The sequence below is a fragment of the Gordonia sp. IEGM753 genome, from assembly GCF_050321825.1.
In the GTDB taxonomy this organism is placed as follows: Bacteria; Pseudomonadota; Gammaproteobacteria; order Pseudomonadales; family Pseudomonadaceae; genus Aquipseudomonas.
This window is the reverse complement of sequence record NZ_JBNQGB010000002.1, coordinates 780,640-806,561: the sequence shown is the minus strand read 5'-3', so window position 1 is coordinate 806,561 and position 25,922 is coordinate 780,640. Positions and strand designations below refer to the sequence as shown.

Below are 25,922 nucleotides of genomic sequence, written 5' to 3'. Positions count from 1 at the left end.
CGCGGGCTTATTGGTCCGCGAAACGAGCGAAGGCGACCCCAGGGTCGCCTTCGTGCTTTCTGCTGTCCTTAGATTTTTGCGGTAACGACCATTTTTTTCGCGTGAGCCAGGGATTCCTTGGTCAGGTCGATGCCTCCCAGCATCCGCGCCACTTCTTCTACTCGGTCATTTTTGCTCAGTTTGGAAACGGCTGTGCGTGTTGCATCTTCGCCGCGCACCTTGTGCACAAATAAATGCTGATGCCCCTGCGCCGCCACTTGCGGTAAGTGGGTCACCGTCAAAACCTGCCCGCGCTCCCCTAATCTGCGAAGTAACTGGCCGACGATCTCTGCGGTGGGGCCACCGATGCCCACGTCCACCTCGTCGAACACCAGCGTCGGTACACGCGAGGTCTGCGCTGTGATTACTTGAATCGCCAGGCTGATTCGCGACAACTCGCCGCCGGACGCGACTTTTGCCAGGGCTTTGAGCGGCTGACCGGGGTTAGCGCTTACCAGCAGCTCCACGTGTTCGAGCCCGTTGGGCAGCAACTCATCGCTGCTATTAGGGCGCAGTTCAATGGTAAAGCGGCCGCCAGGCATGCCCAATCGCTGGATTTCCTGCTCTACCGCGCTGGCCAGGCTACTGGCGGCTTGATGTCGAAGGTCACTCAGGTCTCTGGCTTTCTCCTGGTAATGACGTGCATAGGACGCCAATTCGTCGCTCAGGCGCTCGATAGATTCGTCGTTGGCATTCAGGGTTTCGATTTCATCCAGCAGCCGTTGCTGCATCTCTGCGACTTCGGTTGGCTGGATGCGGTGCTTGCGGGCCATGGTGTAGATCGCATCCAGGCGTTCTTCCAGGTACTGGAGGCGCGCAGGGTCGGCGTCGAAATTGTCGAGGAAACGGTTCAGTTCGCCGACTGCTTCTTCAACCTGAATCTGAGCGCTGGTCAGCAGGCTGCTGGCTTCGCCCAGCGCGCCGATAGAATTATTTACGCTGGACAGGCGATTGAGGCTGGCCGTGAGCGCATTCAGGACATTGCCGGAATCACTTTCGCTGCACTGCTCTACAACTTGCCGGCAAATGCCCAGCAAGGTTTCGGCGTTGGTAAGGTTCTTGTGTTCCTGTTCGAGTTGTTCCAGCTCGTTTTCGCCAAGGCCGAGGTTTTCAAGCTCTTCGAGTTGATAGCTGAGCAATTGGTGGCGGGCGCGTTGTTCGTCGCCGGAGTTGGAGAGGCGTTCCAGTTCCTGGCGGGTCTGGCGCCAACGTTGAGCCGCCAGATGCACCTGGCGGGCAAGGTCCGTCGCGCCAGCATATTCGTCGAGCAGTCGGCGATGGGTGTCGGTTTTCAGCAAGGATTGGTGTTCATGCTGGCTGTGGATATCGATCAGCAATTCGCCCAGGGCCTTCAGGTCGCCGAGCGGGCAGGGTGTGCCATTGATGTAGCCGCGAGAGCGGCCTTCGGCTGTTATTACCCGCCGCAAAATGCACGGGCCGTCGCTTTCGAGGTCGCGCTCTGCCAGCCATGCGCTGGCTTCCGGAATATCGACCAGGTCAAAAGTTGCGAGAATATCGGCTTTGTCTGCGCCAGGGCGAACCACGCCGCTGTCGGCGCGATCGCCAAGCGTAAGGCCCAGGGCGTCGAGCATGATCGACTTGCCAGCGCCGGTTTCCCCTGTGATCACGCTCATCCCGCGATCGAGTTCGAGATCGAGATGTTCAACGATGGCGTAGTTGTGTACGGACAGGTGCACCAGCATAAAGGCCGCTCCCAGGCTTTAGGTCTGGTTATTTATACAGTGTTTTGTTTTGTGCTGACAATGCCTCTGGTTAGCTCGATTTGCTTGATCCGACGAAATCCTTAGTGCGTGATGGAATGACAATGCTGCGCTTTTTGTAGGGTTAATCATTACAAACCCCTTGAAGCTGTATTTTGCGGCCCCATATAGCTGGGCAGAAGCGCGAGTTGAGCTCGCGGACGATATGAAAGGAGAATTCTATGGCTGACGAACAGACAGTGGATACGCAAAATCAAGACGCCAACCAGGGCCAAGCGGCTTCGGGTGAAGATCTGGCGGCTCGTGTACAAGTGCTCGAAGAGCAACTGGCAAGCGCACAAGATCAAGCGTTGCGAGTTGCTGCAGACCTGCAGAACGTTCGCCGTCGGGCAGAGCAGGATGTAGAGAAGGCTCACAAGTTTGCGCTGGAGAAGTTTGCCGGCGACTTGCTGCCGATCGTTGACAGCCTGGAGCGTGGTCTGGAGTTGTCCAATCCGGACGACGAAAGCATCCGCCCAATGCGCGAAGGCATCGAGCTGACGTTGAAAATGTTTCACGACACGCTGAAGCGTTATCAGCTGGAAGCGATCGACCCGCATGGCGAACCATTCAACGCCGTTCATCATCAGGCGATGGCCATGCAAGAAAGTGCCGATGTCGAGCCTAACAGCGTGCTCAAGGTGTTTCAGAAGGGCTACCAGCTCAATGGTCGTCTGCTGCGCCCGGCTATGGTCGTGGTCAGCAAGGCTCCGGCGCCGGTTTCGCCTTCGATTGATGAGCAGGCTTGAAATTAGCCGCAAGGCCCCCATTTAGAAGTCAAGCGTTTAAGTGCTACCGCAGTTAGCCACCACTGCTGCGGCAACCAAATCCAAAGTTTCGGGAGAGTTAACATGGGCAAAATTATCGGTATCGACCTGGGGACTACCAACTCCTGCGTCTCCGTGCTTGAAAACGGCGTAGCCAAAGTAATTGAAAACGCTGAAGGCGCGCGTACCACGCCGTCTATCATCGCGTACGCCAACGATGGCGAAATTCTCGTTGGCCAGTCGGCTAAACGTCAGGCTGTGACCAATCCGCATAACACCCTGTACGCGGTGAAGCGTCTGATCGGTCGTAAGTTCGACGAAGAAGTCGTACAGAAAGACATCAAGATGGTGCCTTACAAAATCGCCAAGGCTGACAATGGTGATGCGTGGGTAGAAGTGAACGGCCAGAAAATGTCGCCGCCACAAATCTCGGCTGAAATTCTGAAGAAGATGAAGAAGACCGCCGAAGACTACCTCGGCGAGCCAGTCACTGAAGCGGTGATCACCGTTCCGGCCTACTTCAACGACAGCCAGCGCCAGGCAACCAAAGACGCCGGCCGTATCGCGGGTCTGGACGTAAAACGTATCATCAACGAACCAACCGCAGCTGCGCTGGCTTACGGTATGGACAAGGCGAAGGGCGATCACACCGTGATCGTTTACGACTTGGGCGGCGGTACTTTCGACGTTTCCGTGATCGAAATCGCTGAAGTCGATGGCGAGCACCAGTTCGAAGTATTGGCCACCAACGGTGACACGTTCCTGGGCGGTGAAGACTTTGACATTCGTCTGATCGACTACCTCGTCGACGAATTCAAGAAAGAAAGCGGCATGAACCTCAAAGGTGACCCGCTGGCCATGCAGCGTCTGAAAGAAGCCGCTGAAAAAGCCAAGATCGAGCTGTCTTCGAGCCTGCAGACCGACGTTAACCTGCCGTACATCACTGCAGATGCGACCGGTCCTAAGCACTTGAACGTGAAAATTTCTCGCGCCAAGCTCGAAGCACTGGTTGAAGACCTGGTTCAGCGCACCATCGAGCCTTGCCGCATCGCTCTGAAAGACTCGGGTATCGACGTTGGTGCAATCAACGACGTGATCCTGGTTGGCGGTCAGACCCGTATGCCACTGGTTCAGAAACTGGTGACCGAGTTCTTCGGTAAAGAAGCACGTAAAGACGTGAACCCGGACGAAGCCGTTGCCATGGGTGCTGCTATCCAGGGCGCAGTATTGGCCGGTGATGTGAAGGACGTTCTGCTGCTCGACGTCAGCCCGCTGACCCTGGGTATTGAAACCATGGGCGGCGTGATGACTGCGCTGATCGAGAAAAACACCACGATTCCTACCAAGAAATCGCAAGTGTTCTCGACTGCCGACGACAACCAGGGCGCTGTGACCATTCACGTGCTGCAAGGTGAGCGTAAGCAAGCGGCCCAGAACAAGTCCTTGGGCAAGTTCGATCTGGCCGAGATTCCACCAGCACCACGTGGCGTGCCACAAATTGAAGTGACCTTCGACATCGACGCCAACGGCATTCTGCACGTAGGCGCCAAAGACAAGGCCACTGGCAAGACTCAGTCGATCGTGATCAAGGCCAACTCCGGTCTGTCCGAGGAAGAAATTCAGCAGATGATTCGCGATGCTGAAACCAACGCTGACGAAGACCGCAAGTTTGAAGAGCTGGCATCTGCTCGTAACCAGGGCGATGCACTGGTTCACTCGACTCGCAAAATGGTCGCAGACGCTGGCGACAAAGTGACTGAAGAAGAGAAAGCTGCGATCGAAGCTGCTGTAGTAGCCCTGGAAGCTGCCGTAAAAGGCGACGACAAGGCCGCTATCGAAGCCAAGGTTGAAGAGCTGTCGAAAGTCTCTGCTCCAGTGGCGCAGAAGATGTACGCCGAACAGGCCCAGCCTGCTGAAGGCGCGGCACCGCACGACGAAAAAGCTGAAAAAGCCGACGACGTCGTTGATGCCGAGTTCGAAGAAGTAAAAGACCACAAGTAAGTTGTTGGTCGCCCGGTTGACTGCCTTCAGGCGGTGACTGGTAGGATGTCGCCGCGCGGGAGCTTGCTCCCGCGTTGGCGTGTCTGGGACAAGCGAATTTATACAGCATGCGACAACGTTCGGATGCTGGTGGTATGGCCGGGAATGCTCCTGCTTTTCGCGCCGAAAGTACCTCATTGAATCAAAGACCAGGATCGTTGAATTGACGTGAGTTGGGTCCGGGCCTGTATTGGGGCTCAACGAGTTTTGCAAGGCTCAGGAGAGGTTTGCCGAACGTCCTTAAGAGTGCAAAGACTTATGGCAAAGCGTGACTATTACGTAGTATTGGGTGTTGAACGTACCTCAAGCGAAGCAGACCTGAAGAAGGCCTACCGTCGCCTGGCGATGAAGCATCACCCGGACCGTAATCCCGATGACAAGGCGTCGGAAGAGATGTTCAAGGAGGCCAACGAGGCCTACGAAGTACTGTCCGATTCCAGCAAGCGTGCAGCGTATGATCAATACGGTCATGCCGGCGTAGACCCAAGTATGGGCGGCGGCGGTGCCGGGTTTGGCGGTCAGAACTTCTCCGATATCTTTGGCGATGTCTTCAGTGATTTCTTCGGCGGTGGTCGCGGTGGTGCCCGTGGCGGTGCGCAGCGTGGTAGCGACCTTCGTTACACGCTGGAGCTGAATCTGGAAGAAGCTGTTCGCGGCACGACCGTGAATATCCGCGTTCCGACGCTGGTCAACTGCAAACCGTGCGACGGTTCCGGAGCCAAGAAAGGTTCATCACCGATTACTTGCCCAACGTGCGGCGGCATCGGTCAGGTTCGCATGCAGCAAGGCTTCTTCTCGGTGCAGCAGACCTGCCCGCGGTGCCATGGCCAAGGCAAGATCATTTCCGACCCTTGCGATTCATGCCACGGCGAAGGCCGCGTTGAAGAGTACAAAACCCTTTCGGTCAAAGTGCCGGCCGGTGTCGATACCGGTGATCGCATTCGTCTGTCGGGCGAAGGTGAGGCGGGGGCGCAAGGTGGGCCAACGGGTGATCTGTACGTGGTGATCAATGTGCGCGAGCACGCGATCTTCCAGCGTGATGGCAAGCACCTGTTCTGCGAAGTGCCTATCAGTTTTGTAGATGCCGCGTTGGGTGGTGAGCTGGAGATTCCGACCCTTGATGGTCGGGTCAAGCTGAAAATCCCCGAGGGAACTCAGACCGGCAAGCAGTTCCGTGTTCGCGGCAAGGGCGTAGCGCCGGTTCGTGGCGGTGGTGCGGGCGACTTGATGTGCCGTGTTGCGGTTGAAACCCCGGTCAACCTGGGTCGTCGTCAGCGTGAATTGCTGGAAGAGTTCCGCAGCTCGCTGGCGGATGACAACAGTCATTCGCCTAAAACTACCGGTTGGTTCGAAGGCGTGAAGCGCTTCTTCGGCGATTTGTAAGGAGTGAGCATGCGACGTATAGCTGTGATGGGTGCTGCGGGCCGCATGGGGAAAATCCTGGTTGAAGCGGTGCAGCAACGCGCGCCGCTCACCGGCCTGACCGCCGCCATTGTTCGCCCTGGCAGTACGCTGATAGGTGTCGATGCCGGGGAGCTGGCATCGCTTGGGCGCATTGGCGTGCCGCTTTCAGGTCACGTCGAGGCGGTGGCTGAAGAGTTCGATGTGCTGATCGACTTCACGCTCCCGGAAGTCATGCTGAAGAGCCTGGCGTTCTGCCGTAAGGCAGGCAAGGCGATGGTGATCGGCACGACGGGCCTGGACGCGGCACAGAAGCAATTGCTGGCCGAGGCCGGCAAAGACATACCGATCGTGTTCGCGGCCAATTTCAGTGTCGGCGTTAACTTGTCACTGAAACTGCTCGATATGGCCGCTCGTGTGCTGGGTGACGATGCTGATATCGAAATTATCGAAGCTCATCATCGGCACAAGATCGATGCTCCTTCAGGTACGGCTTTGCGTATGGGTGAAGTCATTGCCGGTGCGCTGGGACGTGATCTGCAGCAGGTTGCAGTTTACGGTCGTGAAGGGCACACCGGTGTACGTGAGCGTGAAACGATCGGCTTTGCCACTGTTCGCGGTGGTGATGTAGTCGGTGATCACACCGTTCTGTTTGCGTGCGAGGGCGAGCGTCTGGAAATTACACACAAAGCTTCCAGTCGCATGACATTCGCCAAGGGCGCCGTTCGTGCTGCGCTGTGGCTTGACGGTCGTAAGCCTGGCCTTTACGACATGCAAGACGTGCTCGACCTGCGTTAAGATGTTCTCGAAACAGGGCTCAAGCGCTGCCTTTGAGCCCTGTTTTACTCCGTCAAGCGACGCCCTGTCGCATTCTCCGGCCTTTAAGGCTCATTGGCGGTAGACCAAAAAAGCCTTTTTCTGTAAGCTACAGCTTTAGTGTGTCCACTAAAAGCGCGCAGAATTATTCGGTGAAGAAGCGGGGTGACGTGTCCATACGTCACTCCGCTTTTTTACAACCTGCGATCGCCCTTTCAGGCTTTATTTACGGGAGGTCTTCTTGACTAAGCCAGCCATACTCGCCCTTGCTGATGGCAGCATTTTTCGCGGCGAAGCCATTGGAGCCGACGGTCAAACCGTTGGTGAGGTGGTGTTTAACACCGCCATGACCGGCTATCAGGAAATCCTTACCGATCCTTCCTACGCCCAACAGATCGTCACCCTGACTTACCCGCACATTGGCAACACCGGCACCACGCCTGAAGACGCCGAGTCTGACCGTGTCTGGTCCGCAGGCTTGGTCATTCGTGACCTGCCGTTGGTTGCGAGCAACTGGCGTAACACAATGTCCCTGTCCGATTACCTGAAAGCCAACAACGTTGTGGCGATCGCCGGTATCGACACTCGTCGCCTGACCCGCATCCTGCGTGAGAAAGGCTCACAGAACGGCTGCATCATGGCCGGTGACAACATTTCGGAAGAAGCTGCCATTGCCGCCGCTCAGGGTTTTCCTGGTCTTAAAGGCATGGACCTGGCGAAAGTCGTCAGCACCAAAGAGAAGTACGAGTGGCGCTCGACTGTCTGGGATTTGAAAACCGACAGCCATGCCACCATCGAAGCTTCGGATCTGCCGTACCACGTTGTCGCTTTTGACTACGGCATCAAACACAACATCCTGCGCATGCTGGTCGAGCGCGGTTGCCGCGTGACCGTGGTGCCGGCTCAGACGCCAGCCTGCGATGTGCTGGCGATGAAGCCGGACGGCGTGTTCCTGTCCAACGGTCCTGGTGATCCGGAACCTTGCGACTACGCGGTTCAGGCGATCAAGGAAGTGCTGGAAACCGAGATCCCGGTTTTTGGTATCTGCCTCGGTCACCAACTGCTGGCGCTGGCCTCCGGTGCCAAGACCCTGAAAATGGGCCACGGCCACCACGGCGCGAACCACCCGGTCCAGGATCTGGACACCGGCGTTGTGATGATCACCAGCCAGAACCACGGTTTTGCGGTAGACGAAGCAACCCTGCCAGGCAACGTCCGGGCGATCCACAAATCGCTGTTCGACGGCACTCTGCAAGGGATCGAGCGTACCGATAAAAGCGCTTTCAGCTTCCAGGGTCACCCGGAAGCCAGCCCTGGCCCGAACGACGTAGCGCCTCTGTTTGATCGCTTCATCAACGAAATGGCCAAGCGACGCTAATCGCTCGCCTTGATGTTGCATAGCTTGAAGGTGGTCCCGGCACCGGCGGCCCCCTCAAGGCTTCACAGATTGAACTAGACGGCTTGCCGACTGACCTGCGGATTTGAGTGACAAACCCATGCCAAAACGTACAGACATAAAAAGCATCCTGATTCTCGGCGCTGGCCCGATCGTTATCGGCCAGGCTTGTGAATTCGACTACTCCGGCGCCCAGGCCTGCAAAGCCCTGCGCGAGGAAGGTTACCGCGTCATCCTGGTGAACTCGAACCCAGCGACCATCATGACCGACCCGGACATGGCTGACGCCACCTACATCGAGCCGATCAAATGGCAGACCGTTGCCAAGATCATCGAGAAAGAGCGTCCGGACGCGCTGCTGCCGACCATGGGCGGCCAGACTGCTCTGAACTGCGCACTGGATCTGGAGCGGGAAGGCGTTCTGGAGAAGTTCGGCGTAGAGATGATCGGCGCCAACGCTGACACCATCGACAAGGCTGAAGATCGCTCGCGCTTCGACAAGGCGATGAAGTCGATTGGTCTCGATTGCCCTCGTTCGGGTATCGCCCACAGCATGGATGAGGCCAACGCGGTCCTCGAGAAGCTCGGCTTCCCATGCATCATCCGCCCGTCCTTCACCATGGGCGGCACCGGTGGCGGTATCGCTTACAACCGCGAAGAGTTCGAAGAAATCTGCGCCCGTGGTCTGGACCTTTCGCCGACCAAAGAGCTGCTGATCGATGAATCCCTGATCGGTTGGAAAGAGTATGAGATGGAGGTTGTCCGCGATAAGAAGGACAACTGCATCATCGTTTGCTCCATCGAAAACTTTGACCCAATGGGCGTGCACACCGGTGACTCGATCACTGTTGCTCCAGCGCAGACCCTGACGGACAAGGAATACCAGATCATGCGTAACGCCTCCCTGGCGGTATTGCGTGAGATCGGCGTGGAAACCGGCGGCTCCAACGTCCAGTTCGGCATCTGCCCGGACACTGGCCGTATGGTCGTCATCGAGATGAATCCGCGGGTATCCCGTTCTTCAGCTCTGGCCTCGAAAGCCACTGGTTTCCCGATTGCGCGTATCGCGGCCAAACTGGCGATCGGCTACACCCTGGATGAATTGCAGAACGAAATCACCGGCGGCGCTACGCCTGCATCCTTCGAGCCGTCCATCGACTACGTCGTGACCAAGCTGCCACGTTTCGCCTTCGAGAAATTCCCGAAAGCCGATGCACGCCTGACCACACAAATGAAGTCGGTTGGTGAAGTCATGGCCATCGGCCGGACTTTCCAGGAATCCCTGCAAAAAGCCCTTCGCGGCCTGGAAGTCGGCGTTTGCGGCCTGGACGAGAAGCTCGACCTGAGCAACCCGGAAAGCATGAGCGTGCTCAAGCGCGAGCTGACCGTGCCGGGTGCCGAGCGTATCTGGTACGTGGCTGATGCTTTCCGCGCCGGCATGACCGTCGAAGATATTTTCGGCATGAACATGATCGACCCGTGGTTCCTGGTGCAGATCGAAGATCTGATCAAGGAAGAAGAGAAGGTCAAGACCCTCGGTCTGTCCTCTATCGACCGCGACCTGATGTTCCGCCTCAAGCGCAAAGGCTTCTCCGACATGCGCCTGGCCAAGCTGCTGGGTGTGACCGAGAAGAACCTGCGCACGCATCGCCACAAGCTGGATATATTCCCGGTCTACAAGCGCGTTGATACCTGTGCGGCCGAGTTCGCCACCGACACCGCGTACATGTACTCCACCTACGAGGAAGAGTGTGAAGCCGCGCCGTCGGGCCGCGACAAGATCATGATCCTGGGTGGCGGTCCAAACCGTATCGGCCAAGGCATCGAGTTCGATTATTGCTGCGTACACGCCGCTCTCGCCCTGCGCGAAGACGGGTACGAGACCATCATGGTCAACTGCAACCCGGAAACTGTTTCCACTGACTACGACACTTCCGACCGTCTGTACTTCGAGCCGGTAACGCTGGAAGACGTGCTGGAAATCTGCCGCGTCGAGAAGCCAAAAGGCGTGATCGTCCAGTACGGCGGCCAAACACCGTTGAAACTGGCTCGTGCACTCGAAGCCGCTGGCGTGCCGATCATCGGCACCAGCCCTGACGCCATCGACCGTGCCGAAGACCGTGAGCGCTTCCAGCAAATGGTTGAGCGCCTGAACCTGCGTCAGCCGCCAAACGCTACTGTGCGCAGCGAAGACGAAGCGATCCGCGCAGCCAGCAAGATCGGTTACCCGCTGGTGGTTCGTCCGTCCTACGTGCTGGGCGGCCGCGCAATGGAAATCGTGTACGAAGAAGACGAGCTCAAACGCTACCTGCGTGACGCGGTGAAAGTGTCCAACGACAGCCCGGTGCTGCTTGACCACTTCCTCAACTGCGCCATCGAAATGGATGTGGACGCAGTGTGCGACGGCACCGACGTGGTGATCGGCGCCATCATGCAGCACATCGAGCAGGCGGGCGTTCACTCCGGTGACTCGGCTTGTTCCCTGCCGCCGTACTCGCTGCCTGGCCACATCCAGGACGAGATGCGCGAACAGGTCAAGAAAATGGCTCTCGAATTGGGCGTTGTCGGCCTGATGAACGTTCAGTTGGCGCTGCAAGGCGAAGACATCTACGTCATCGAAGTCAACCCTCGTGCTTCCCGTACCGTGCCGTTCGTGTCGAAGTGCATCGGTGTTTCCCTGGCCATGATCGCGGCTCGCGTGATGGCCGGTAAAACGCTGAAAGAGATCGGCTTCACCAAGGAAATCATTCCGAATTTCTACAGCGTGAAAGAGGCGGTGTTCCCATTCGCCAAATTCCCTGGTGTGGATCCGATCCTTGGCCCAGAGATGAAGTCCACGGGTGAAGTGATGGGTGTTGGCGACACCTTCGGCGAAGCGTTCGCCAAAGCCCAGATGGGTGCCAGCGAAGTGCTGCCGACCGGCGGTACCGCGTTCATCAGCGTGCGTGACGACGACAAGCCACTGGTTGCAGGCGTGGCGCGTGATCTGATCAACTTGGGCTTCGAAGTGGTTGCCACCGCCGGGACTGCCAAGCTGATCGAAGCCGCAGGCTTGAAAGTGCGCCGTGTGAATAAAGTGACCGAAGGTCGTCCGCACGTAGTCGACATGATCAAGAATGACGAAGTCACCCTGATCATCAACACTACCGAAGGTCGTCAGTCGATCGCTGATTCGTACTCCATTCGTCGTAATGCCTTGCAGCACAAGATCTACTGCACCACCACCATTGCTGCTGGCGAAGCTATCTGTGAAGCGCTGAAGTTCGGTCCCGAGAAGACCGTGCGCCGCTTGCAGGATCTACACGCAGGATTGAAGGCATGATCAAATACCCAATGACCGTCAAGGGCGCCAAAGCCCTTGAAGAAGAACACGCTCATCTGACCAAGGTCGTCCGTCCGAAGCTCAGCCAGGATATCGGTACTGCCCGTGAGTTGGGTGACTTGAAGGAAAACGCTGAGTACCACGCTGCTCGTGAGCAGCAAGGTATGGTCGAGGCGCGGATCCGTGATATCGAGGGCCGCATGCAGAACGCGGTGGTCATCGATGTCACGACTATCCCGCACACCGGCAAAGTGATTTTCGGCACCACGGTTGAAATCGCTAACGTCGAAACCGACGAAAGCGTGACTTATCACATCGTGGGTGAGGATGAAGCCGACTTTAAACTCGGCAAGATCTCTGTCGGCTCGCCGCTTGCTCGTGCCTTGATTGCCAAGGAAGAGGGTGACGTTGTCGCCGTCAAAACGCCTGGTGGCGTGATCGAGTATGAGATTGTCGAAGTTCGCCATATCTGAAAGAAGGCGCCCGCTTCGTGCGGGCGCCATGCTTTGGCAGCTGACTCAAATGTTGTGGGTCGGCGGTCTGTGGCTGTTACACGTCGGATTACTGCCGGTGCTGGAGCAAATAGGCCTGGCGCCGCTGTTGATCGACGAAATTGCAAGCATGTTGAATGCGCTGATGGTGGTTTTCGCCACAGCGTGCGTGATTTTTCAGGCTTTGGTGCTGATTCAGGCTGAGGGCCTTGCCAGTCTATGGCGCGATATACGCGGGCAGCTGCTGCTGATGGCGTTATATGCGTGTGCAATGTTTTTCGTGGTGCGCTTCGGCTGGCCGCAAGCGTTACGTTGGCAGGTGTTCAGTTATCTTGTTCTGGGCTTCTGCGGATTGGTGTTGGTGTTGCAGCCAGTGCCGGGATGGAGTGGCAGGGTGCGCGAAGCACACCCTTGACCCTTGCCATCACTTGAAGCGATGGACGTTCGACAGCTGCTTGTTGACGCTGAAGTTCTTGCGGTAAATCAGTGCCATCTTGCCGATGACCTGAACCAGGTCCGCTTTGCCGACCTTGCACAGTTCTGCAATGTTCGCCAAGCGCGACTCGCGATCGAGGATGTTGAGCTTGATTTTAATCAGCTCGTGATCCGCCAGCGCGCGTTCAAGTTCGGCTAACACACCTTCAGTCAAACCGTTGTCAGCCACAGTCAAAACTGGTTTCAGATGGTGGCCAATGGATTTGTACTGTTTCTTCTGCTCTTGAGTGAGCGGCATAATCTGACCCCTGCGTCTGATCTTGTAAAAAGCGGCGGCCAGTTTACCCGAGCGAGTCCGGGACCGCCCAGTTAATCACGACTCGTTTTATTTTAGAGGTGGCCCGTGGCCCGTTCCAAGACAAGCCTTAAGTGGCTGCAAAGACATGTCAATGATCCCTATGTGAAGCAGGCGCAGAAGGATGGTTACCGCTCGCGTGCGAGTTACAAGCTTCTGGAGGTCCAGGAGAAGTACAAGCTGATCCGTCCGGGTATGAGCGTTGTCGACCTGGGTGCGGCGCCCGGCGGCTGGTCGCAGGTCACTAGTCGGCTGATCGGTGGTCAAGGGCGTCTGATCGCCTCGGACATCCTGGAAATGGACAGCATTCCGGACGTGACTTTCATTCAGGGTGACTTCACCCAGGACGAAGTACTCGCTCAGATCCTTGAAGCCGTGGGTAATTCGCAGGTGGACCTTGTGATTTCCGATATGGCCCCCAATATGAGTGGTACGCCTGAGGTAGATATGCCGAAAGCGATGTTTCTATGTGAGCTGGCGCTTGATCTGGCGACTCGGATACTCAAGCCGGGTGGTAATTTCGTGATCAAGGTGTTTCAGGGCGAAGGGTTTGATGCTTACGTGAAGGACGCTCGTCAGAAGTTCGACAAGGTCCAGATGATCAAGCCGGACTCTTCCCGTGGCAGTTCTCGCGAGCAATACATGCTGGCTTGGGGTTTCCGCGGCCGCAGTGAGTAAATGGAGTTTTTTTGCGGGGCGATAGGTTTTTAGTATTTCGCCCGGTGAGCATTAGCGAATATTGTGTAGAAAGTGTTTCACAAAGGGTTACAGACGGCGCCTGCCAGAGCCGTATGTAATGTAGTAAGTTAGGCCGGTGAATATCATGCGAAGCACGCGCCATTAGCGGAGCTTGCTTCAGAGGGTAGTTAATTGAACGATATGGCAAAGAATCTTATCCTGTGGTTGATCATCGCGGCTGTCCTGGTGACGGTGATGAACAACTTCTCCAGCCCTAACGAGCCGCAGACCCTCAACTATTCCGACTTCATCCAGCAGGTCAAGGATGGCAAGGTCGAGCGCGTAGCAGTTGACGGCTACGTGATTACCGGTAAGCGCAACGATGGCGACAGCTTCAAGACCATTCGTCCTGCTATCCAGGACAATGGTCTGATCGGCGACCTGGTGGATAACCACGTGGTAGTCGAAGGCAAACAGCCTGAACAGCAAAGTATCTGGACCCAGCTCTTGGTCGCGAGCTTCCCGATCCTGGTAATCATCGCCGTTTTCATGTTTTTCATGCGGCAGATGCAGGGTGGTGCGGGCGGCAAGGGTGGCCCAATGAGCTTTGGCAAGAGCAAGGCTCGACTGCTTTCTGAAGATCAGGTGAAAACCACCTTGGCCGACGTTGCAGGTTGCGACGAAGCCAAGGAAGAAGTGGGTGAGCTGGTCGAGTTCCTGCGCGATCCGGGTAAATTCCAGCGTCTTGGCGGTCGTATTCCTCGCGGCGTATTGATGGTCGGTCCTCCAGGTACTGGTAAAACGTTGCTGGCCAAGGCAATTGCTGGTGAAGCGAAAGTTCCGTTCTTCACAATCTCTGGGTCTGACTTCGTAGAAATGTTCGTGGGCGTCGGTGCAAGCCGTGTTCGTGACATGTTCGAGCAAGCCAAGAAACATGCGCCATGCATCATTTTCATCGATGAAATCGACGCCGTTGGTCGCCACCGTGGCGCCGGCATGGGCGGCGGTCACGACGAACGTGAGCAGACTCTCAACCAGTTGCTGGTTGAGATGGACGGCTTTGAGATGAATGACGGCATCATCGTCATCGCTGCAACTAACCGTCCAGATGTGTTGGACCCTGCGTTGTTGCGTCCAGGCCGTTTTGACCGTCAGGTTGTGGTTGGCTTGCCGGACATTCGTGGTCGCGAGCAGATTCTCAAGGTTCACATGCGCAAAGTGCCAATGGGTGACGATGTCGCTCCGGCCGTGATCGCTCGTGGTACGCCTGGGTTCTCCGGCGCTGACTTGGCGAACCTGGTCAACGAGGCTTCGTTGTTCGCTGCCCGTACCGGCAAGCGTGTCGTCGAAATGAAAGAATTCGAGCTGGCAAAAGACAAGATCATGATGGGCGCCGAGCGCAAATCGATGGTCATGTCTGAGAAAGAAAAACAGAACACCGCTTACCACGAAGCAGGTCACGCTATCGTTGGTCGCGTTGTTCCGGAGCATGATCCGGTCTACAAAGTCTCTATCATCCCGCGCGGTCGTGCGCTGGGTGTGACTATGTTCCTGCCGGAAGAGGATCGGTACAGTCTGTCCAAGCGTGCGTTGATCAGTCAGATCTGTTCACTTTACGGTGGTCGGATCGCAGAAGAGATGACCTTGGGCTTCGACGGCGTAACCACGGGTGCGTCCAACGACATCATGCGTGCGAGCCAGATTGCGCGGAACATGGTGACCAAGTGGGGCTTGTCGGAAAAACTCGGGCCGTTGATGTATGCCGAAGACGAGGGTGAAGTGTTCCTGGGTCGCGGTGGTGGTGGTCAAAGTGCAAGTTTCTCCGGCGAGACTGCCAAGCTGATCGACTCGGAAGTGCGCAGTATCATTGATCAGTGCTACGGCACGGCCAAGCAGATCCTCACCGATAACCGTGACAAGCTTGATGCCATGGCCGATGCCTTGATGAAGTACGAGACGATCGATGCTGATCAAATCGACGACATCATGGCGGGTCGCGCTCCTCGAGAGCCGCGTGACTGGTCGGGTGGTGGTGCCGGTTCCTCCGGAACACCTCCAGTGGTGCAGGATCCGCGTCCGGAAACACCGATCGGCGGTCCGGCTGCTGACGTTTAAGGTTTGAGATGACTTCTGTTACCTCCCTGACCCGGTTGCCTTGCGGCAACCGGGTTCTTGATTTGGCCCATGCGCATATCATGGGCATTCTCAATGTCACCCCCGATTCATTTTCCGATGGCGGCCGTTATAGCCAGCTCGATGCTGCGCTGCGCCATGCTGAGGCAATGGTTGCGGCGGGTGCGACACTGATTGATGTCGGTGGTGAGTCCACCCGGCCTGGCGCCAGGGCGGTTTCGGCGCTTGAAGAGCTTGAGCGTGTTGCGCCGATTGTCGAGCGCATTCATCGCGAGCTGGATGTGATTATCTCTGTGGATACTTCCACTCCTGCAGTGATGCGCGAAACGGCGAGGCTTGGGGCTGGACTGATCAACGACGTGCGCGCGCTGAGGCGTGAAGGTGCGCTGGAGGCGGCTGCGCAAACGGGCCTGCCTGTCTGTCTGATGCACATGCTAGGTGAGCCTGGTGATATGCAGGACGATCCGCAGTATCAGAACGTGACCGAAGAAGTAGGCGCGTTCCTCGCTGATCGCATGGCCAGGTGCGCGGAAGTCGGAATTACAGCGGAGCGGGTCATTCTTGATCCGGGTTTCGGCTTCGCTAAAACCCTGCAGCACAATCTAAGCTTGTTCAAACATATGGAAGCCCTACATGCGTTTGGGCGACCGCTTTTGGTCGGGGTTTCGCGCAAGAGCATGATCGGCCAGGCCTTGAATCGTCCGGTTGGAGAGCGTTTATACGGTGGGCTTGCTTTAGCCGCGCTGGCGTGTGCCAAGGGCGCTCGTATATTGCGTGTACATGACGTGGCCGAAACAGTGGACGTGGTCCGGATGATTGCCGCAGTGGAATCAGCCGAATAAGAATGATGGAGCACTTATGACTAAAAAATACTTTGGTACCGACGGGATTCGTGGTCGTGTCGGTGAGTACCCGATTACGCCTGATTTCATGCTCAAACTCGGTTGGGCGGCAGGCATGGCGTTCCGCAGAATGGGCGCTTGCAAGGTGCTGGTGGGCAAAGATACGCGGATCTCCGGCTACATGTTTGAGTCGGCACTCGAGGCTGGGCTCACATCGGCAGGCGCTGATGTGATGCTCCTGGGCCCGATGCCCACGCCAGCCATCGCCTATCTGACGCGTACGTTTCATGCTGAGGCAGGCATCGTGATCAGTGCCTCGCACAATCCTCACGATGACAACGGCATCAAGTTCTTCTCTGGTAAGGGCACCAAGCTCCCGGACGAAGTCGAACATATGATCGAAGAATTGCTCGACACCCCGATGACTGTCGTCGAGTCGAGCAAGATCGGTAAGGTGTCGCGAATCAATGACGCTTCGGGTCGGTATATTGAATTCTGCAAAAGCAGCGTTCCGACGGGTACCAGCTTCGCAGGCCTGAAGATCGTGATCGATTGCGCTCACGGTGCAACCTATAAAGTTGCGCCTAGCGTGTTTCGTGAATTGGGCGCCGATGTGGTCGTTCTGTCTGCTCAGCCGAACGGCCTGAACATCAACGATAATTGCGGCTCGACCCATATGGGGCCGCTGCAAGCAGCTGTGTTGGCTGAGCATGCCGATCTGGGCATCGCGTTTGATGGCGATGGCGACCGGGTTCTCATGGTTGATCACACCGGGGCCATTGTTGACGGCGACGAACTGCTTTACATCATTGCGCGTGATTTGCACGAGCGCCACAAGTTGCATGGCGGTGTCGTCGGGACGTTGATGAGTAACCTGGGGCTGGAGTTGGCCTTGGCAGATTTGTCGATTCCTTTCGTGCGTGCCAATGTCGGTGACCGTTATGTGATCGCTGAGCTCTTGGAGCGCAATTGGCTCGTGGGGGGTGAAAACTCGGGGCATGTCGTCTGCTTCAATCACACCACTACGGGGGATGCGATCATTGCTGCGTTGCAAGTGCTTATGGCGTTGAAGACGCGTTCGGAAGGACTTGCTCAGGCCCGTCAGTCGCTTCGCAAGTGCCCTCAGGTGTTGATCAATGTGCGATTTGGTGGTGGTGCAAGCCCGCTCGATCATCCGTCCGTTAAAGAGGCTAGTGAGCGTGTTACCCAGGCAATGGCGGGTCGTGGGCGTGTGCTGCTGCGCAAGTCCGGTACGGAGCCTTTGGTGCGGGTAATGGTTGAAGGCGAAGACGAAACGCAGGTTCGTGGTTACGCTGAAGAGTTGGCGAAACTGGTAAGTGAAGTTTCTGCCTGATTTCGGCTTGCCAGCCATGATTGTGTTGGGTAACATCTGCGCCCACTTTGACCGACGAGGTACAGCATGCGTCGCCCTATGGTAGCTGGTAACTGGAAGATGCACGGTACCCGCGCCAGCGTCGCTGAGCTGATCAACGGCCTTCGTCATTTGGCCTTGCCGAGCGGTGTTGATGTTGCGGTATTCCCGCCTTGCTTGCATATCAATCAAGTGATTGATGGTTTGAAAGGAAAGTCGATTTCGGTCGGCGCGCAGAATTCTGCGGTGGAATCCATGCAAGGTGCGTTGACGGGCGAGATTGCGCCGAGTCAATTGGTGGATGCAGGTTGTTCCCTGGTGCTTGTCGGTCATTCCGAACGCCGCCTGATAATGGGTGAGCAGGACGGTACGTTGAATCGCAAGTTCGCAGCGGCACAGGCATGTGGCTTGATTCCGGTGTTGTGTGTCGGGGAAACCCTCGAGCAGCGCGAAGCCGGGAAAACTCTTGAAGTTGTCGGGCGTCAGCTGGGCAGCATTATTGAGGAGCTGGGTGTCGGTGCATTTGCAAAAGCAGTAATTGCTTACGAGCCGGTCTGGGCCATTGGCACCGGGCTGACTGCTTCGCCGCAACAAGCGCAGGATGTGCATGCAGCCATTCGCGCTCAGTTGGCGGCAGAGAATTCTGAGGTCGCACGAGGTGTGCGGCTTCTATACGGCGGCAGCGTGAAGGCGGCCAATGCGGTCGAACTGTTCGGCATGCCGGATATCGATGGGGGGCTCATTGGTGGGGCTTCCCTGAATGCAGATGAGTTCGGTGCGATCTGTCGCGCCGCGGGAAACTGAAAAAATGCTGGAAACAGTCGTAGTCGTTTTTCATCTGCTGGGTGCATTGGGCGTAGTTGCTCTGGTATTGCTGCAGCAGGGTAAAGGTGCGGATGCTGGTGCGTCTTTCGGTGCAGGTGCTTCAAATACTGTATTCGGAAGCCAAGGTTCCTCTACCTTTCTTAGTAAGTTTACTGCTATACTTGCCGCCGGTTTCTTCATAACTAGCTTAGGGTTAGGTTACTTTGCTAAAGAGAAAGCTCATCAGCTGACTCAAGTAGGTTTGCCAAATCCAGCAGTGTTGGAAGTACCAAAGCAACAACCGGCTTCTGATGATGTCCCGGTGCTTCAAGAGCAAAAGTCGGCTACTCCAGCGACTGACGTGCCTCCAGCTCAAGAGCAAAAGTAAGAAGGGTTTCAAACGTAGTATTGCCGAGGTGGTGGAATTGGTAGACACGCAACCTTGAGGTGGTTGTGCCCATAGGGTGTAGGGGTTCGAGTCCCCTTCTCGGTACCAATTATCAGGAGAGCCCGCTGTTGCGGGCTTTCTTGTAGGTGGAAGGTTACATTGACCCTGTAAGGGATCGGTCGTATACTTCCGCCCCAGCTTTGTCGCGGGGTGGAGCAGTCTGGTAGCTCGTCGGGCTCATAACCCGAAGGTCGTCGGTTCAAATCCGGCCCCCGCAACCAGTTTTAAGAGCCCCTTTTCAGGGGCTTTTTGTTAGCTGGACACTTTCTACGCCGCTATTCGAAGGCGTTTCAAGGATGGGCGTTTCGCCCATTTTTTTATTTTGCATAGCATGCACATACATGCACGAGGGGGTTCAGGTGTCGAGCAAGCTAGAAGAGTTGCAGGCCTTGTTGGCCCCGGTGGTCGTGGCCCTAGGCTATGAATGCTGGGGTATTGAGTTTTCGGCTCAAGGTCGACACTCAATGTTGCGCGTTTATATTGATAAAGAGGGCGGTGTGCTGGTGGACGATTGCGCCATTGTCAGCCGTCAGATCAGCGGTGTTCTGGATGTTGAAGACCCTATCGCCGTTGAATATACCCTTGAAGTTTCCTCGCCTGGCATGGAACGCCCACTGTTCACTATTGAGCAGTTTGCAAAATTTGCCGATGCACAAGTGAAGATCAAGCTGCGCTCGCCTTTCGAAGGTCGACGCAACTTTCAGGGCCTTCTGCGCGGTGTAGAAGAGCAGGACGTCGTGGTGCAGGTTGAAGACCATGAGTTTTTGCTGCCGATCGATTTGATCGACAAGGCCAACATTATCCCCAGTTTTGACTGAGACGCGGATCCCGCGGATCCAATGGCTTGCGAAAGGCGAGGCGTACGATGAGCAAAGAAGTACTGCTGGTTGTTGAGTCGGTATCCAATGAAAAGGGCGTACCGGCAAACGTAATTTTTGAAGCGCTGGAGCTGGCTTTGGCCACTGCTACCAAAAAGCGTTTTGAGGACGAAGTCGATCTGCGTGTGGAAATCAATCGCCACACTGGTGCTTACGAGACATTCCGTCGTTGGACGGTTGTCGAAGAAGCAGACCTAGACGATCCGGCCATCGAAACCTGGCCGAGCAAGGTTGCTGAGACGCACCCTGGCGCTCAGGTCGGTGACGTAGTCGAAGAAAAAATCGAGTCCATCGAGTTCGGTCGTATCGCTGCACAGACTGCCAAGCAAGTCATCGTGCAGAAGGTTCGCGAAGCAGAGCGCGCTCAGGTTGTCGACGCTTATCGCGAGCGGCTGGGGGAAATTATCTCCGGCACCGTGAAAAAAGTGACCCGCGACAATGTGATCGTCGATCTGGGCAACAACGCTGAAGCGCTGTTGGCTCGTGAAGACATCATCTCCCGCGAAACTTTCCGGGTCGGCGTACGTCTGCGTGCGTTGCTCAAGGAAATCCGCACCGAGAACCGCGGCCCGCAGTTGATCCTGTCGCGTACAGCGCCGGAAATGCTGATCGAGTTGTTCCGCATCGAAGTGCCGGAAATCGCTGAAGGCCTGATCGAAGTCATGGCGGCATCCCGTGATCCGGGTTCGCGCGCCAAGATCGCTGTCCGCTCCAAGGACAAGCGCATTGACCCGCAAGGTGCTTGCATCGGTATGCGCGGTTCGCGCGTCCAGGCAGTATCGGGCGAGTTGGGCGGTGAGCGTGTGGACATCGTCCTGTGGGACGACAACCCGGCTCAGTTCGTGATCAATGCAATGTCGCCAGCTGAAGTGGCGGCAATTATCGTCGACGAAGATGCCCATGCCATGGACATCGCCGTTGGCGCAGACAATCTGGCTCAGGCCATCGGTCGTGGTGGTCAGAACGTGCGTCTGGCTAGCCAGTTGACTGGCTGGACCCTGAACGTGATGACCGAATCGGACATCCAGGCTAAGCAGCAAGCAGAAACCGGCGACATCCTGCGCAACTTCATCGACGAGCTGGAAGTCGACGAAGACCTGGCACAGGTGCTGGTAGATGAAGGCTTCACCAGCCTGGAAGAGATTGCCTACGTACCGTTGGAAGAAATGCTCAACATCGACGGCTTTGACGAAGAAACCGTCAACGAGCTTCGTGCTCGTGCCAAGGATCGTTTGTTGACCAAAGCCATCGCTACTGAGGAAAAGCTGGCAGACGCCCATCCGGCCGAAGACCTGCTCTCGCTTGAGGGTATGGACAAGGATTTGGCGATGGAACTGGCGGTGCGCGGCGTAATTACCCGCGAAGACCTGGCCGAGCAGTCTATTGACGACCTGCTCGACATCGACGGCATTGACGATGATCGTGCCGGCAAGTTGATCATGGCCGCCCGAGCCCACTGGTTCGAGTAATTAGGCGCGGCCTGAGGAGAGAAGTGCATGACGCAAGTCACGGTGAAACAACTGGCCGATGAGGTCAAAACACCGGTAGAGCGCCTGTTGCAGCAGATGCGTGAGGCAGGTCTGCCGCACACCGCCGCCGATGAAGGTGTGAGCGATAGTGAGAAGCAGTCTTTGCTGACTCACTTGAAGAGCAGCCACAAGGCGAAAGTGGAAGAACCGCGCAAGATTACATTGCAGCGCAAAACCACCAGCACCCTGCGTGTTGCTGGCAGCAAAAGCATCAGCGTTGAAGTACGCAAAAAGAAAGTTTTCGTACAGCGCAGCCCGGAAGAAATCGAAGCCGAGCGCAAACGCGAACTGGAAGAACGTCGTGCAGTAGAAAATGCTGCACGTCAGAAGGCTGAAGAAGAAGCCAAGCGTCGCGCCGAAGAAGAAGCGCGTCGCCAGCCTGCTGCTGCGCAAAACGCTACTAACGACGCTGTCGCAGCTCCTGCTGCGGTTGCCGAGCCAGTGCGTGAAAGCGCTCCGGTAGTGGCGGCTGCACCAGCGCCTTCTGCCGATGTTCGCAACAAGCAGAACGAACAGCGCCGCCCGGACAAACCACGCGCCGACGATAACAATCGTCGCGGCAGTGGCGATGGTGAGCGCAAAAACGCTCCGCATCGTGCTTCGGTCAAAGAGAAAGCGCCTGCGCCACGTGTTGCGCCACGTACTACCGACGAAGAAAGCGATGGCTTCCGTCGTGGTGGTCGCGGTAAGGCCAAGCTGAAAAAACGCAACGCTCACGGTTTCCAGAGCCCAACCGGCCCTGTCGTGCGTGATGTGCAGATTGGCGAGACCATCACTGTTGGCGATCTCGCCAATCAGATGTCGGTCAAGGCTGCTGAAATCATCAAGTTCATGTTCAAACTGGGTACTCCAGCGACCATCAACCAGGTTCTGGATCAGGAAACTGCCCAACTGGTTGCTGAAGAGCTGGGCCACAAAGTGACCCTGGTCAGCGACACAGCCTTGGAAGATTCCCTGGCTGAGTCCCTGAAGTTTGAAGGTGAGACGTTCTCCCGTGCACCAGTCGTGACCGTCATGGGCCACGTTGACCACGGTAAGACCTCGCTGCTCGACTACATCCGTCGTGCCAAGGTAGCTGCTGGCGAAGCTGGCGGTATTACTCAGCACATCGGTGCGTACCACGTTGAAACTGACCGCGGCATGGTCACTTTCCTCGACACCCCGGGTCACGCTGCGTTTACCGCAATGCGTGCTCGTGGTGCCAAGGCGACTGACATCGTGATCCTGGTCGTTGCAGCGGACGACGGCGTAATGCCGCAGACCATTGAAGCTGTCCAGCACGCCAAGGCTGCCGGTGTTCCACTGGTTGTAGCTGTAAACAAAGTCGACAAGCCGGGCGCTGATCTCGATCGCATCCGCAGCGAACTGTCGGTTCACGGCGTGACGTCGGAAGAGTGGGGCGGCGACACCCCGTTCGTATCGGTTTCGGCGAAAGTCGGTACTGGTGTGGACGAGTTGCTCGAAGCTGTTCTGCTGCAGGCTGAAGTTCTCGAACTGAAAGCGACTCCATCGGCTCCAGGTCGTGGTGTCGTGGTTGAATCGCGTCTCGACAAAGGTCGTGGCCCGGTTGCTACCGTTCTGGTTCAAGACGGTACCCTGCGCCAAGGCGACATGGTCCTGGTCGGTTCGAACTACGGCCGTGTACGTGCCATGCTCGACGAGAACGGCAAGCCAATCAAAGAAGCCGGTCCTTCCATCCCTGTCGAGATTCTCGGCCTGGACGGTACTCCGGATGCTGGCGATGAGATGAGCGTGCTGTCGGACGAGAAGAAAGCCCGTGAAGTGGCTCTGTTCCGTCAAGGCAAGTTCCGCGAAGTCAAGCTGGCCCGTGCTCACGCCGGCAAGCTGGAAAACATCTTCGAAAACATGGGCCAAGCAGAGAAGAAGACGCTCAACATCGTCCTCAAATCTGATGTCCGTGGTTCGTTGGAAGCGTTGAACGGTGCCTTGAACGGCCTCGGTAACGACGAAGTGCAAGTGCGTGTTGTCGGTGGCGGTGTCGGTGGTATCACCGAATCCGACGCCAACCTGGCACTGGCCTCCAACGCTGTACTGTTCGGCTTCAACGTGCGTGCCGATGCTGGCGCTCGCAAGATCGTCGAGCAGGAAGGTCTGGATATGCGTTACTACAACGTGATCTACGACATCATCGAAGACGTCAAGAAAGCACTTACCGGTATGCTGGGCAGTGATGTTCGCGAGAACATCCTGGGTATCGCTGAAGTTCGTGACGTATTCCGTTCGCCGAAATTTGGTGCGATCGCCGGTTGCATGGTTCTTGAAGGTGTTGTGCACCGCAACCGTCCAATCCGTGTACTGCGTGAAGACATCGTTATCTTCGAAGGCGAGCTGGAATCTCTGCGCCGCTTCAAGGATGACGCTTCCGAAGTACGTGCCGGCATGGAATGCGGTATCGGCGTCAAGAGCTACAACGACGTTAAAGTCGGCGACAAAATCGAAGTCTTCGAGAAGGTTCAGGTTGCTCGCAGCCTCTAACTCGCGCACTTCAAGGGCCACGATGAGCCGCTGCATGCAAATGCGCGGCACAGCGTCAGGACTCTAAACGCAACGCCCGGTCTGGCTTCTGTCAGGCCGGGCGTTTGCCGCTTTCAGACCCCACGGGTTTCACCGTAGGGCAGTAACAGGTAACAAGACATGGCAAAAGAATATAGCCGTACCCAACGTATTGGCGATCAGATGCAGCGTGAGCTGGCGCAACTGATTCGTCGTGAAGTCAAAGACCCGCGCGTCGGCCTGGTTACCATTACCGCTGTTGAAGTCAGCCGTGACGTCGGTCACGCCAAGATTTTCATCACGGTGATGGGGCAGGACAACGCCGAAGACATTGCACAAAGCATCAAGGTGCTGAACTCCGCTGCAGGCTTTCTGCGCATGCAGCTGGCTCGTGAAATGAAGTTGCGCAGCGTTCCGCAGTTGCATTTCCACTATGACGAAAGCGTCGTGCGTGGCGCGCACCTGTCGGCCCTGATCGAGCGTGCGGTGGCTGAAGATAATCAGCACCCGGTAGCGGCTGAACCCGAAGACGCCAAGGAGTAATCGGTGGCTCAGGTCAAACGTATCCGTCGCAATGTCAGCGGCATTATCCTGCTCGACAAGCCGTTGGGGTTCACCTCAAACGCCGCGTTGCAGAAGGTTCGCTGGTTGCTGAACGCCGAGAAGGCAGGCCACACCGGCAGTCTCGATCCGCTAGCCACTGGCGTTTTGCCATTGTGCTTCGGCGAGGCAACCAAGTTTTCGCAATACCTACTCGATTCCGACAAGGCTTATGAAACCCTGGCGCAACTCGGCAAAACCACCACCACGGCCGATGCTGAAGGTGAGGTTTTGCAGGAGCGCCCGGTGACCGTTGGTCGCGTCGATGTCGAAGCCGCGCTGCCGAAATTTCGTGGGCAAATCAGCCAGATACCGCCGATGTACTCGGCGCTCAAGCGTGATGGCCAGCCGCTGTACAAGTTGGCCCGTGCAGGTGAAGTAGTGGAGCGCGAACCGCGTTCTGTTACTATTGCGCGCTTGGAATTGCTGGCCTTCGAAGGTGATACTGCGCGGCTCGCGGTGGATTGCAGCAAAGGCACCTATATCCGCACTCTGGTGGAGGATATTGGTGAGCAACTCGGTTGTGGCGCTTACGTTGCTGAACTGCGACGTACCCAGGCCGGACCTTTCACGCTTGCGCAGACGGTCACGCTTGAAGAGCTGGAAGCAGTACATGCCGAAGGCGGTAATGAGGCGGTCGACCGCTTCCTGATGCCATCCGACAGCGGCTTGCTGGATTGGCCGCTGTTGCAGTTTTCAGAGCACAGCTCGTTTTACTGGCTTAACGGCCAACCGGTGCGAGCCCCGGATGCTCCGAAGTTCGGCATGGTGCGGGTACAAGATCACAACGGTCGCTTCATCGGAATCGGTGAAGTGAGCGAAGACGGGCGCATCGCGCCACGTCGACTGATTCGGTCAGAATGACCGAACGAGGGTGGCTGTTAACAGGCACGGTCACTACTCATTTTTAGATACAGGGATTTGTCCCTGGCCTGTTGAAGCTGTTTTTCTGAAACAGTTTCCTGATAAAAGGATTGCCTCATGGCTCTCGACGTTCAAGAAAAAGCTCAAATCGTAGCTGACTACCAGCAAGCTGTTGGTGACACTGGTTCGCCAGAAGTGCAAGTTGCACTGCTGACCCACAACATCAACAAACTGCAAGGTCACTTCAAGGCCAACGGTAAAGATCACCACTCCCGTCGTGGTCTGATCCGCATGGTAAACCAGCGTCGTAAGCTGCTGGACTACCTGAAAGGCAAGGACGTGAGCCGTTACAGCGCTCTGATCGCTCGCCTGGGTCTGCGTCGCTAATAAGCGATTGCGCTAGAGGTTGGTTGTCTGTCGTGTGTCAGTGGTTTACCG

The 25,922-nt window shown here is 56.6% G+C and carries 22 protein-coding genes and 2 tRNA genes; 22 read left to right on the top strand and 2 right to left on the bottom strand.

The genetic code is table 11. The features are described from left to right. Positions 1 to 68: 68 nt before the first annotated feature. Positions 69 to 1,742, bottom strand: coding sequence for a DNA repair protein RecN (gene recN / locus ACQR3R_RS16640; RefSeq protein ID WP_428273361.1), 1,674 nt, complete (start codon positions 1,740 to 1,742; stop codon positions 69 to 71). A gap of 239 nt (positions 1,743 to 1,981) precedes the next feature. On the opposite strand from recN, the gene grpE reads away from it, so the two are divergent. From grpE to ACQR3R_RS16600, 8 genes are all read left to right on the top strand, one after another. Continuing rightward, complete coding sequence (gene grpE, locus ACQR3R_RS16635) at positions 1,982 to 2,548, top strand: nucleotide exchange factor GrpE (RefSeq protein ID WP_428273360.1); 567 nt, start codon at positions 1,982 to 1,984, stop codon at positions 2,546 to 2,548. A gap of 102 nt (positions 2,549 to 2,650) precedes the next feature. Continuing rightward, positions 2,651 to 4,567, top strand: a complete 1,917-nt coding sequence (gene dnaK, locus ACQR3R_RS16630) for a molecular chaperone DnaK (RefSeq protein ID WP_428273359.1) — start codon at positions 2,651 to 2,653, stop codon at positions 4,565 to 4,567. 297 nt (positions 4,568 to 4,864) lie between these two features. After that, positions 4,865 to 5,989, top strand: a complete 1,125-nt coding sequence (gene dnaJ / locus ACQR3R_RS16625) for a molecular chaperone DnaJ (RefSeq protein ID WP_428273358.1) — start codon at positions 4,865 to 4,867, stop codon at positions 5,987 to 5,989. A gap of 9 nt (positions 5,990 to 5,998) precedes the next feature. Next, complete coding sequence (dapB, locus tag ACQR3R_RS16620) at positions 5,999 to 6,805, top strand: 4-hydroxy-tetrahydrodipicolinate reductase (RefSeq protein WP_428273357.1); 807 nt, start codon at positions 5,999 to 6,001, stop codon at positions 6,803 to 6,805. A 259-nt stretch (positions 6,806 to 7,064) separates the two neighbouring features. Beyond that, complete coding sequence (gene carA, locus ACQR3R_RS16615; protein WP_428273356.1) at positions 7,065 to 8,201, top strand: glutamine-hydrolyzing carbamoyl-phosphate synthase small subunit; 1,137 nt, start codon at positions 7,065 to 7,067, stop codon at positions 8,199 to 8,201. A 118-nt stretch (positions 8,202 to 8,319) separates the two neighbouring features. Continuing rightward, positions 8,320 to 11,541, top strand: coding sequence for a carbamoyl-phosphate synthase large subunit (carB, locus tag ACQR3R_RS16610; RefSeq protein WP_428273355.1), 3,222 nt, complete (start codon positions 8,320 to 8,322; stop codon positions 11,539 to 11,541). Beyond that, entirely contained in the window at positions 11,538 to 12,014 is a 477-nt protein-coding gene (greA, locus tag ACQR3R_RS16605) for a transcription elongation factor GreA (RefSeq protein WP_428273354.1), read from the top strand. Before carB ends, greA begins: the two co-directional genes overlap by 4 nt. A gap of 28 nt (positions 12,015 to 12,042) precedes the next feature. Further along, a complete protein-coding gene (locus ACQR3R_RS16600; RefSeq protein WP_428273353.1) occupies positions 12,043 to 12,447 on the top strand; it encodes a hypothetical protein in 405 nt (134 codons plus the stop codon). A gap of 9 nt (positions 12,448 to 12,456) precedes the next feature. On the opposite strand, the gene ACQR3R_RS16595 is transcribed toward ACQR3R_RS16600, so the two are convergent. Continuing rightward, positions 12,457 to 12,765 carry a YhbY family RNA-binding protein gene (locus ACQR3R_RS16595; protein ID WP_008005472.1) on the bottom strand — a complete coding sequence of 103 codons (309 nt, stop codon included), beginning with the start codon at positions 12,763 to 12,765 and terminating at the stop codon, positions 12,457 to 12,459. A gap of 105 nt (positions 12,766 to 12,870) precedes the next feature. Between ACQR3R_RS16595 and rlmE the strand changes: the two genes are divergently transcribed. The 14 genes from rlmE (at position 12,871) to rpsO (ending at position 25,871) form a co-directional block, all read left to right on the top strand. Continuing rightward, positions 12,871 to 13,500, top strand: a complete 630-nt coding sequence (rlmE, locus tag ACQR3R_RS16590) for a 23S rRNA (uridine(2552)-2'-O)-methyltransferase RlmE (protein ID WP_428273352.1) — start codon at positions 12,871 to 12,873, stop codon at positions 13,498 to 13,500. Positions 13,501 to 13,701: 201 nt separating this feature from the next. Then, on the top strand, positions 13,702 to 15,615 hold the full coding sequence (gene ftsH, locus ACQR3R_RS16585; protein WP_428273351.1) for an ATP-dependent zinc metalloprotease FtsH: 1,914 nt from the start codon (positions 13,702 to 13,704) through the stop codon (positions 15,613 to 15,615). Positions 15,616 to 15,695: 80 nt separating this feature from the next. After that, on the top strand, positions 15,696 to 16,475 hold the full coding sequence (gene folP / locus ACQR3R_RS16580; RefSeq protein ID WP_428273350.1) for a dihydropteroate synthase: 780 nt from the start codon (positions 15,696 to 15,698) through the stop codon (positions 16,473 to 16,475). A gap of 16 nt (positions 16,476 to 16,491) precedes the next feature. After that, entirely contained in the window at positions 16,492 to 17,829 is a 1,338-nt protein-coding gene (gene glmM, locus ACQR3R_RS16575) for a phosphoglucosamine mutase (protein WP_428273349.1), read from the top strand. Between the two features lie 66 nt (positions 17,830 to 17,895). Further along, entirely contained in the window at positions 17,896 to 18,651 is a 756-nt protein-coding gene (tpiA, locus tag ACQR3R_RS16570; protein WP_428273348.1) for a triose-phosphate isomerase, read from the top strand. A gap of 4 nt (positions 18,652 to 18,655) precedes the next feature. After that, positions 18,656 to 19,039, top strand: a complete 384-nt coding sequence (gene secG / locus ACQR3R_RS16565) for a preprotein translocase subunit SecG (RefSeq protein WP_017336473.1) — start codon at positions 18,656 to 18,658, stop codon at positions 19,037 to 19,039. Between the two features lie 22 nt (positions 19,040 to 19,061). Continuing rightward, positions 19,062 to 19,147: transfer RNA gene (locus tag ACQR3R_RS16560), tRNA-Leu, on the top strand. A gap of 96 nt (positions 19,148 to 19,243) precedes the next feature. Next, a tRNA-Met gene (locus ACQR3R_RS16555) sits at positions 19,244 to 19,320 on the top strand. Between the two features lie 75 nt (positions 19,321 to 19,395). Further along, positions 19,396 to 19,917: a ribosome maturation factor RimP gene (gene rimP, locus ACQR3R_RS16550; RefSeq protein WP_428273347.1), complete on the top strand. Its 522-nt coding sequence runs from the start codon at positions 19,396 to 19,398 to the stop codon at positions 19,915 to 19,917. A gap of 47 nt (positions 19,918 to 19,964) precedes the next feature. Next, positions 19,965 to 21,446 carry a transcription termination factor NusA gene (nusA, locus tag ACQR3R_RS16545; protein WP_008024459.1) on the top strand — a complete coding sequence of 494 codons (1,482 nt, stop codon included), beginning with the start codon at positions 19,965 to 19,967 and terminating at the stop codon, positions 21,444 to 21,446. Positions 21,447 to 21,473: 27 nt separating this feature from the next. Beyond that, positions 21,474 to 24,002: a translation initiation factor IF-2 gene (gene infB, locus ACQR3R_RS16540; protein WP_428273346.1), complete on the top strand. Its 2,529-nt coding sequence runs from the start codon at positions 21,474 to 21,476 to the stop codon at positions 24,000 to 24,002. Positions 24,003 to 24,161: 159 nt separating this feature from the next. Next, positions 24,162 to 24,563, top strand: coding sequence for a 30S ribosome-binding factor RbfA (gene rbfA / locus ACQR3R_RS16535; RefSeq protein WP_007942872.1), 402 nt, complete (start codon positions 24,162 to 24,164; stop codon positions 24,561 to 24,563). Between the two features lie 3 nt (positions 24,564 to 24,566). Beyond that, complete coding sequence (truB, locus tag ACQR3R_RS16530; RefSeq protein WP_428273345.1) at positions 24,567 to 25,484, top strand: tRNA pseudouridine(55) synthase TruB; 918 nt, start codon at positions 24,567 to 24,569, stop codon at positions 25,482 to 25,484. 117 nt (positions 25,485 to 25,601) lie between these two features. Beyond that, positions 25,602 to 25,871, top strand: a complete 270-nt coding sequence (gene rpsO / locus ACQR3R_RS16525; protein ID WP_003197723.1) for a 30S ribosomal protein S15 — start codon at positions 25,602 to 25,604, stop codon at positions 25,869 to 25,871. Positions 25,872 to 25,922: the final 51 nt, after the last annotated feature.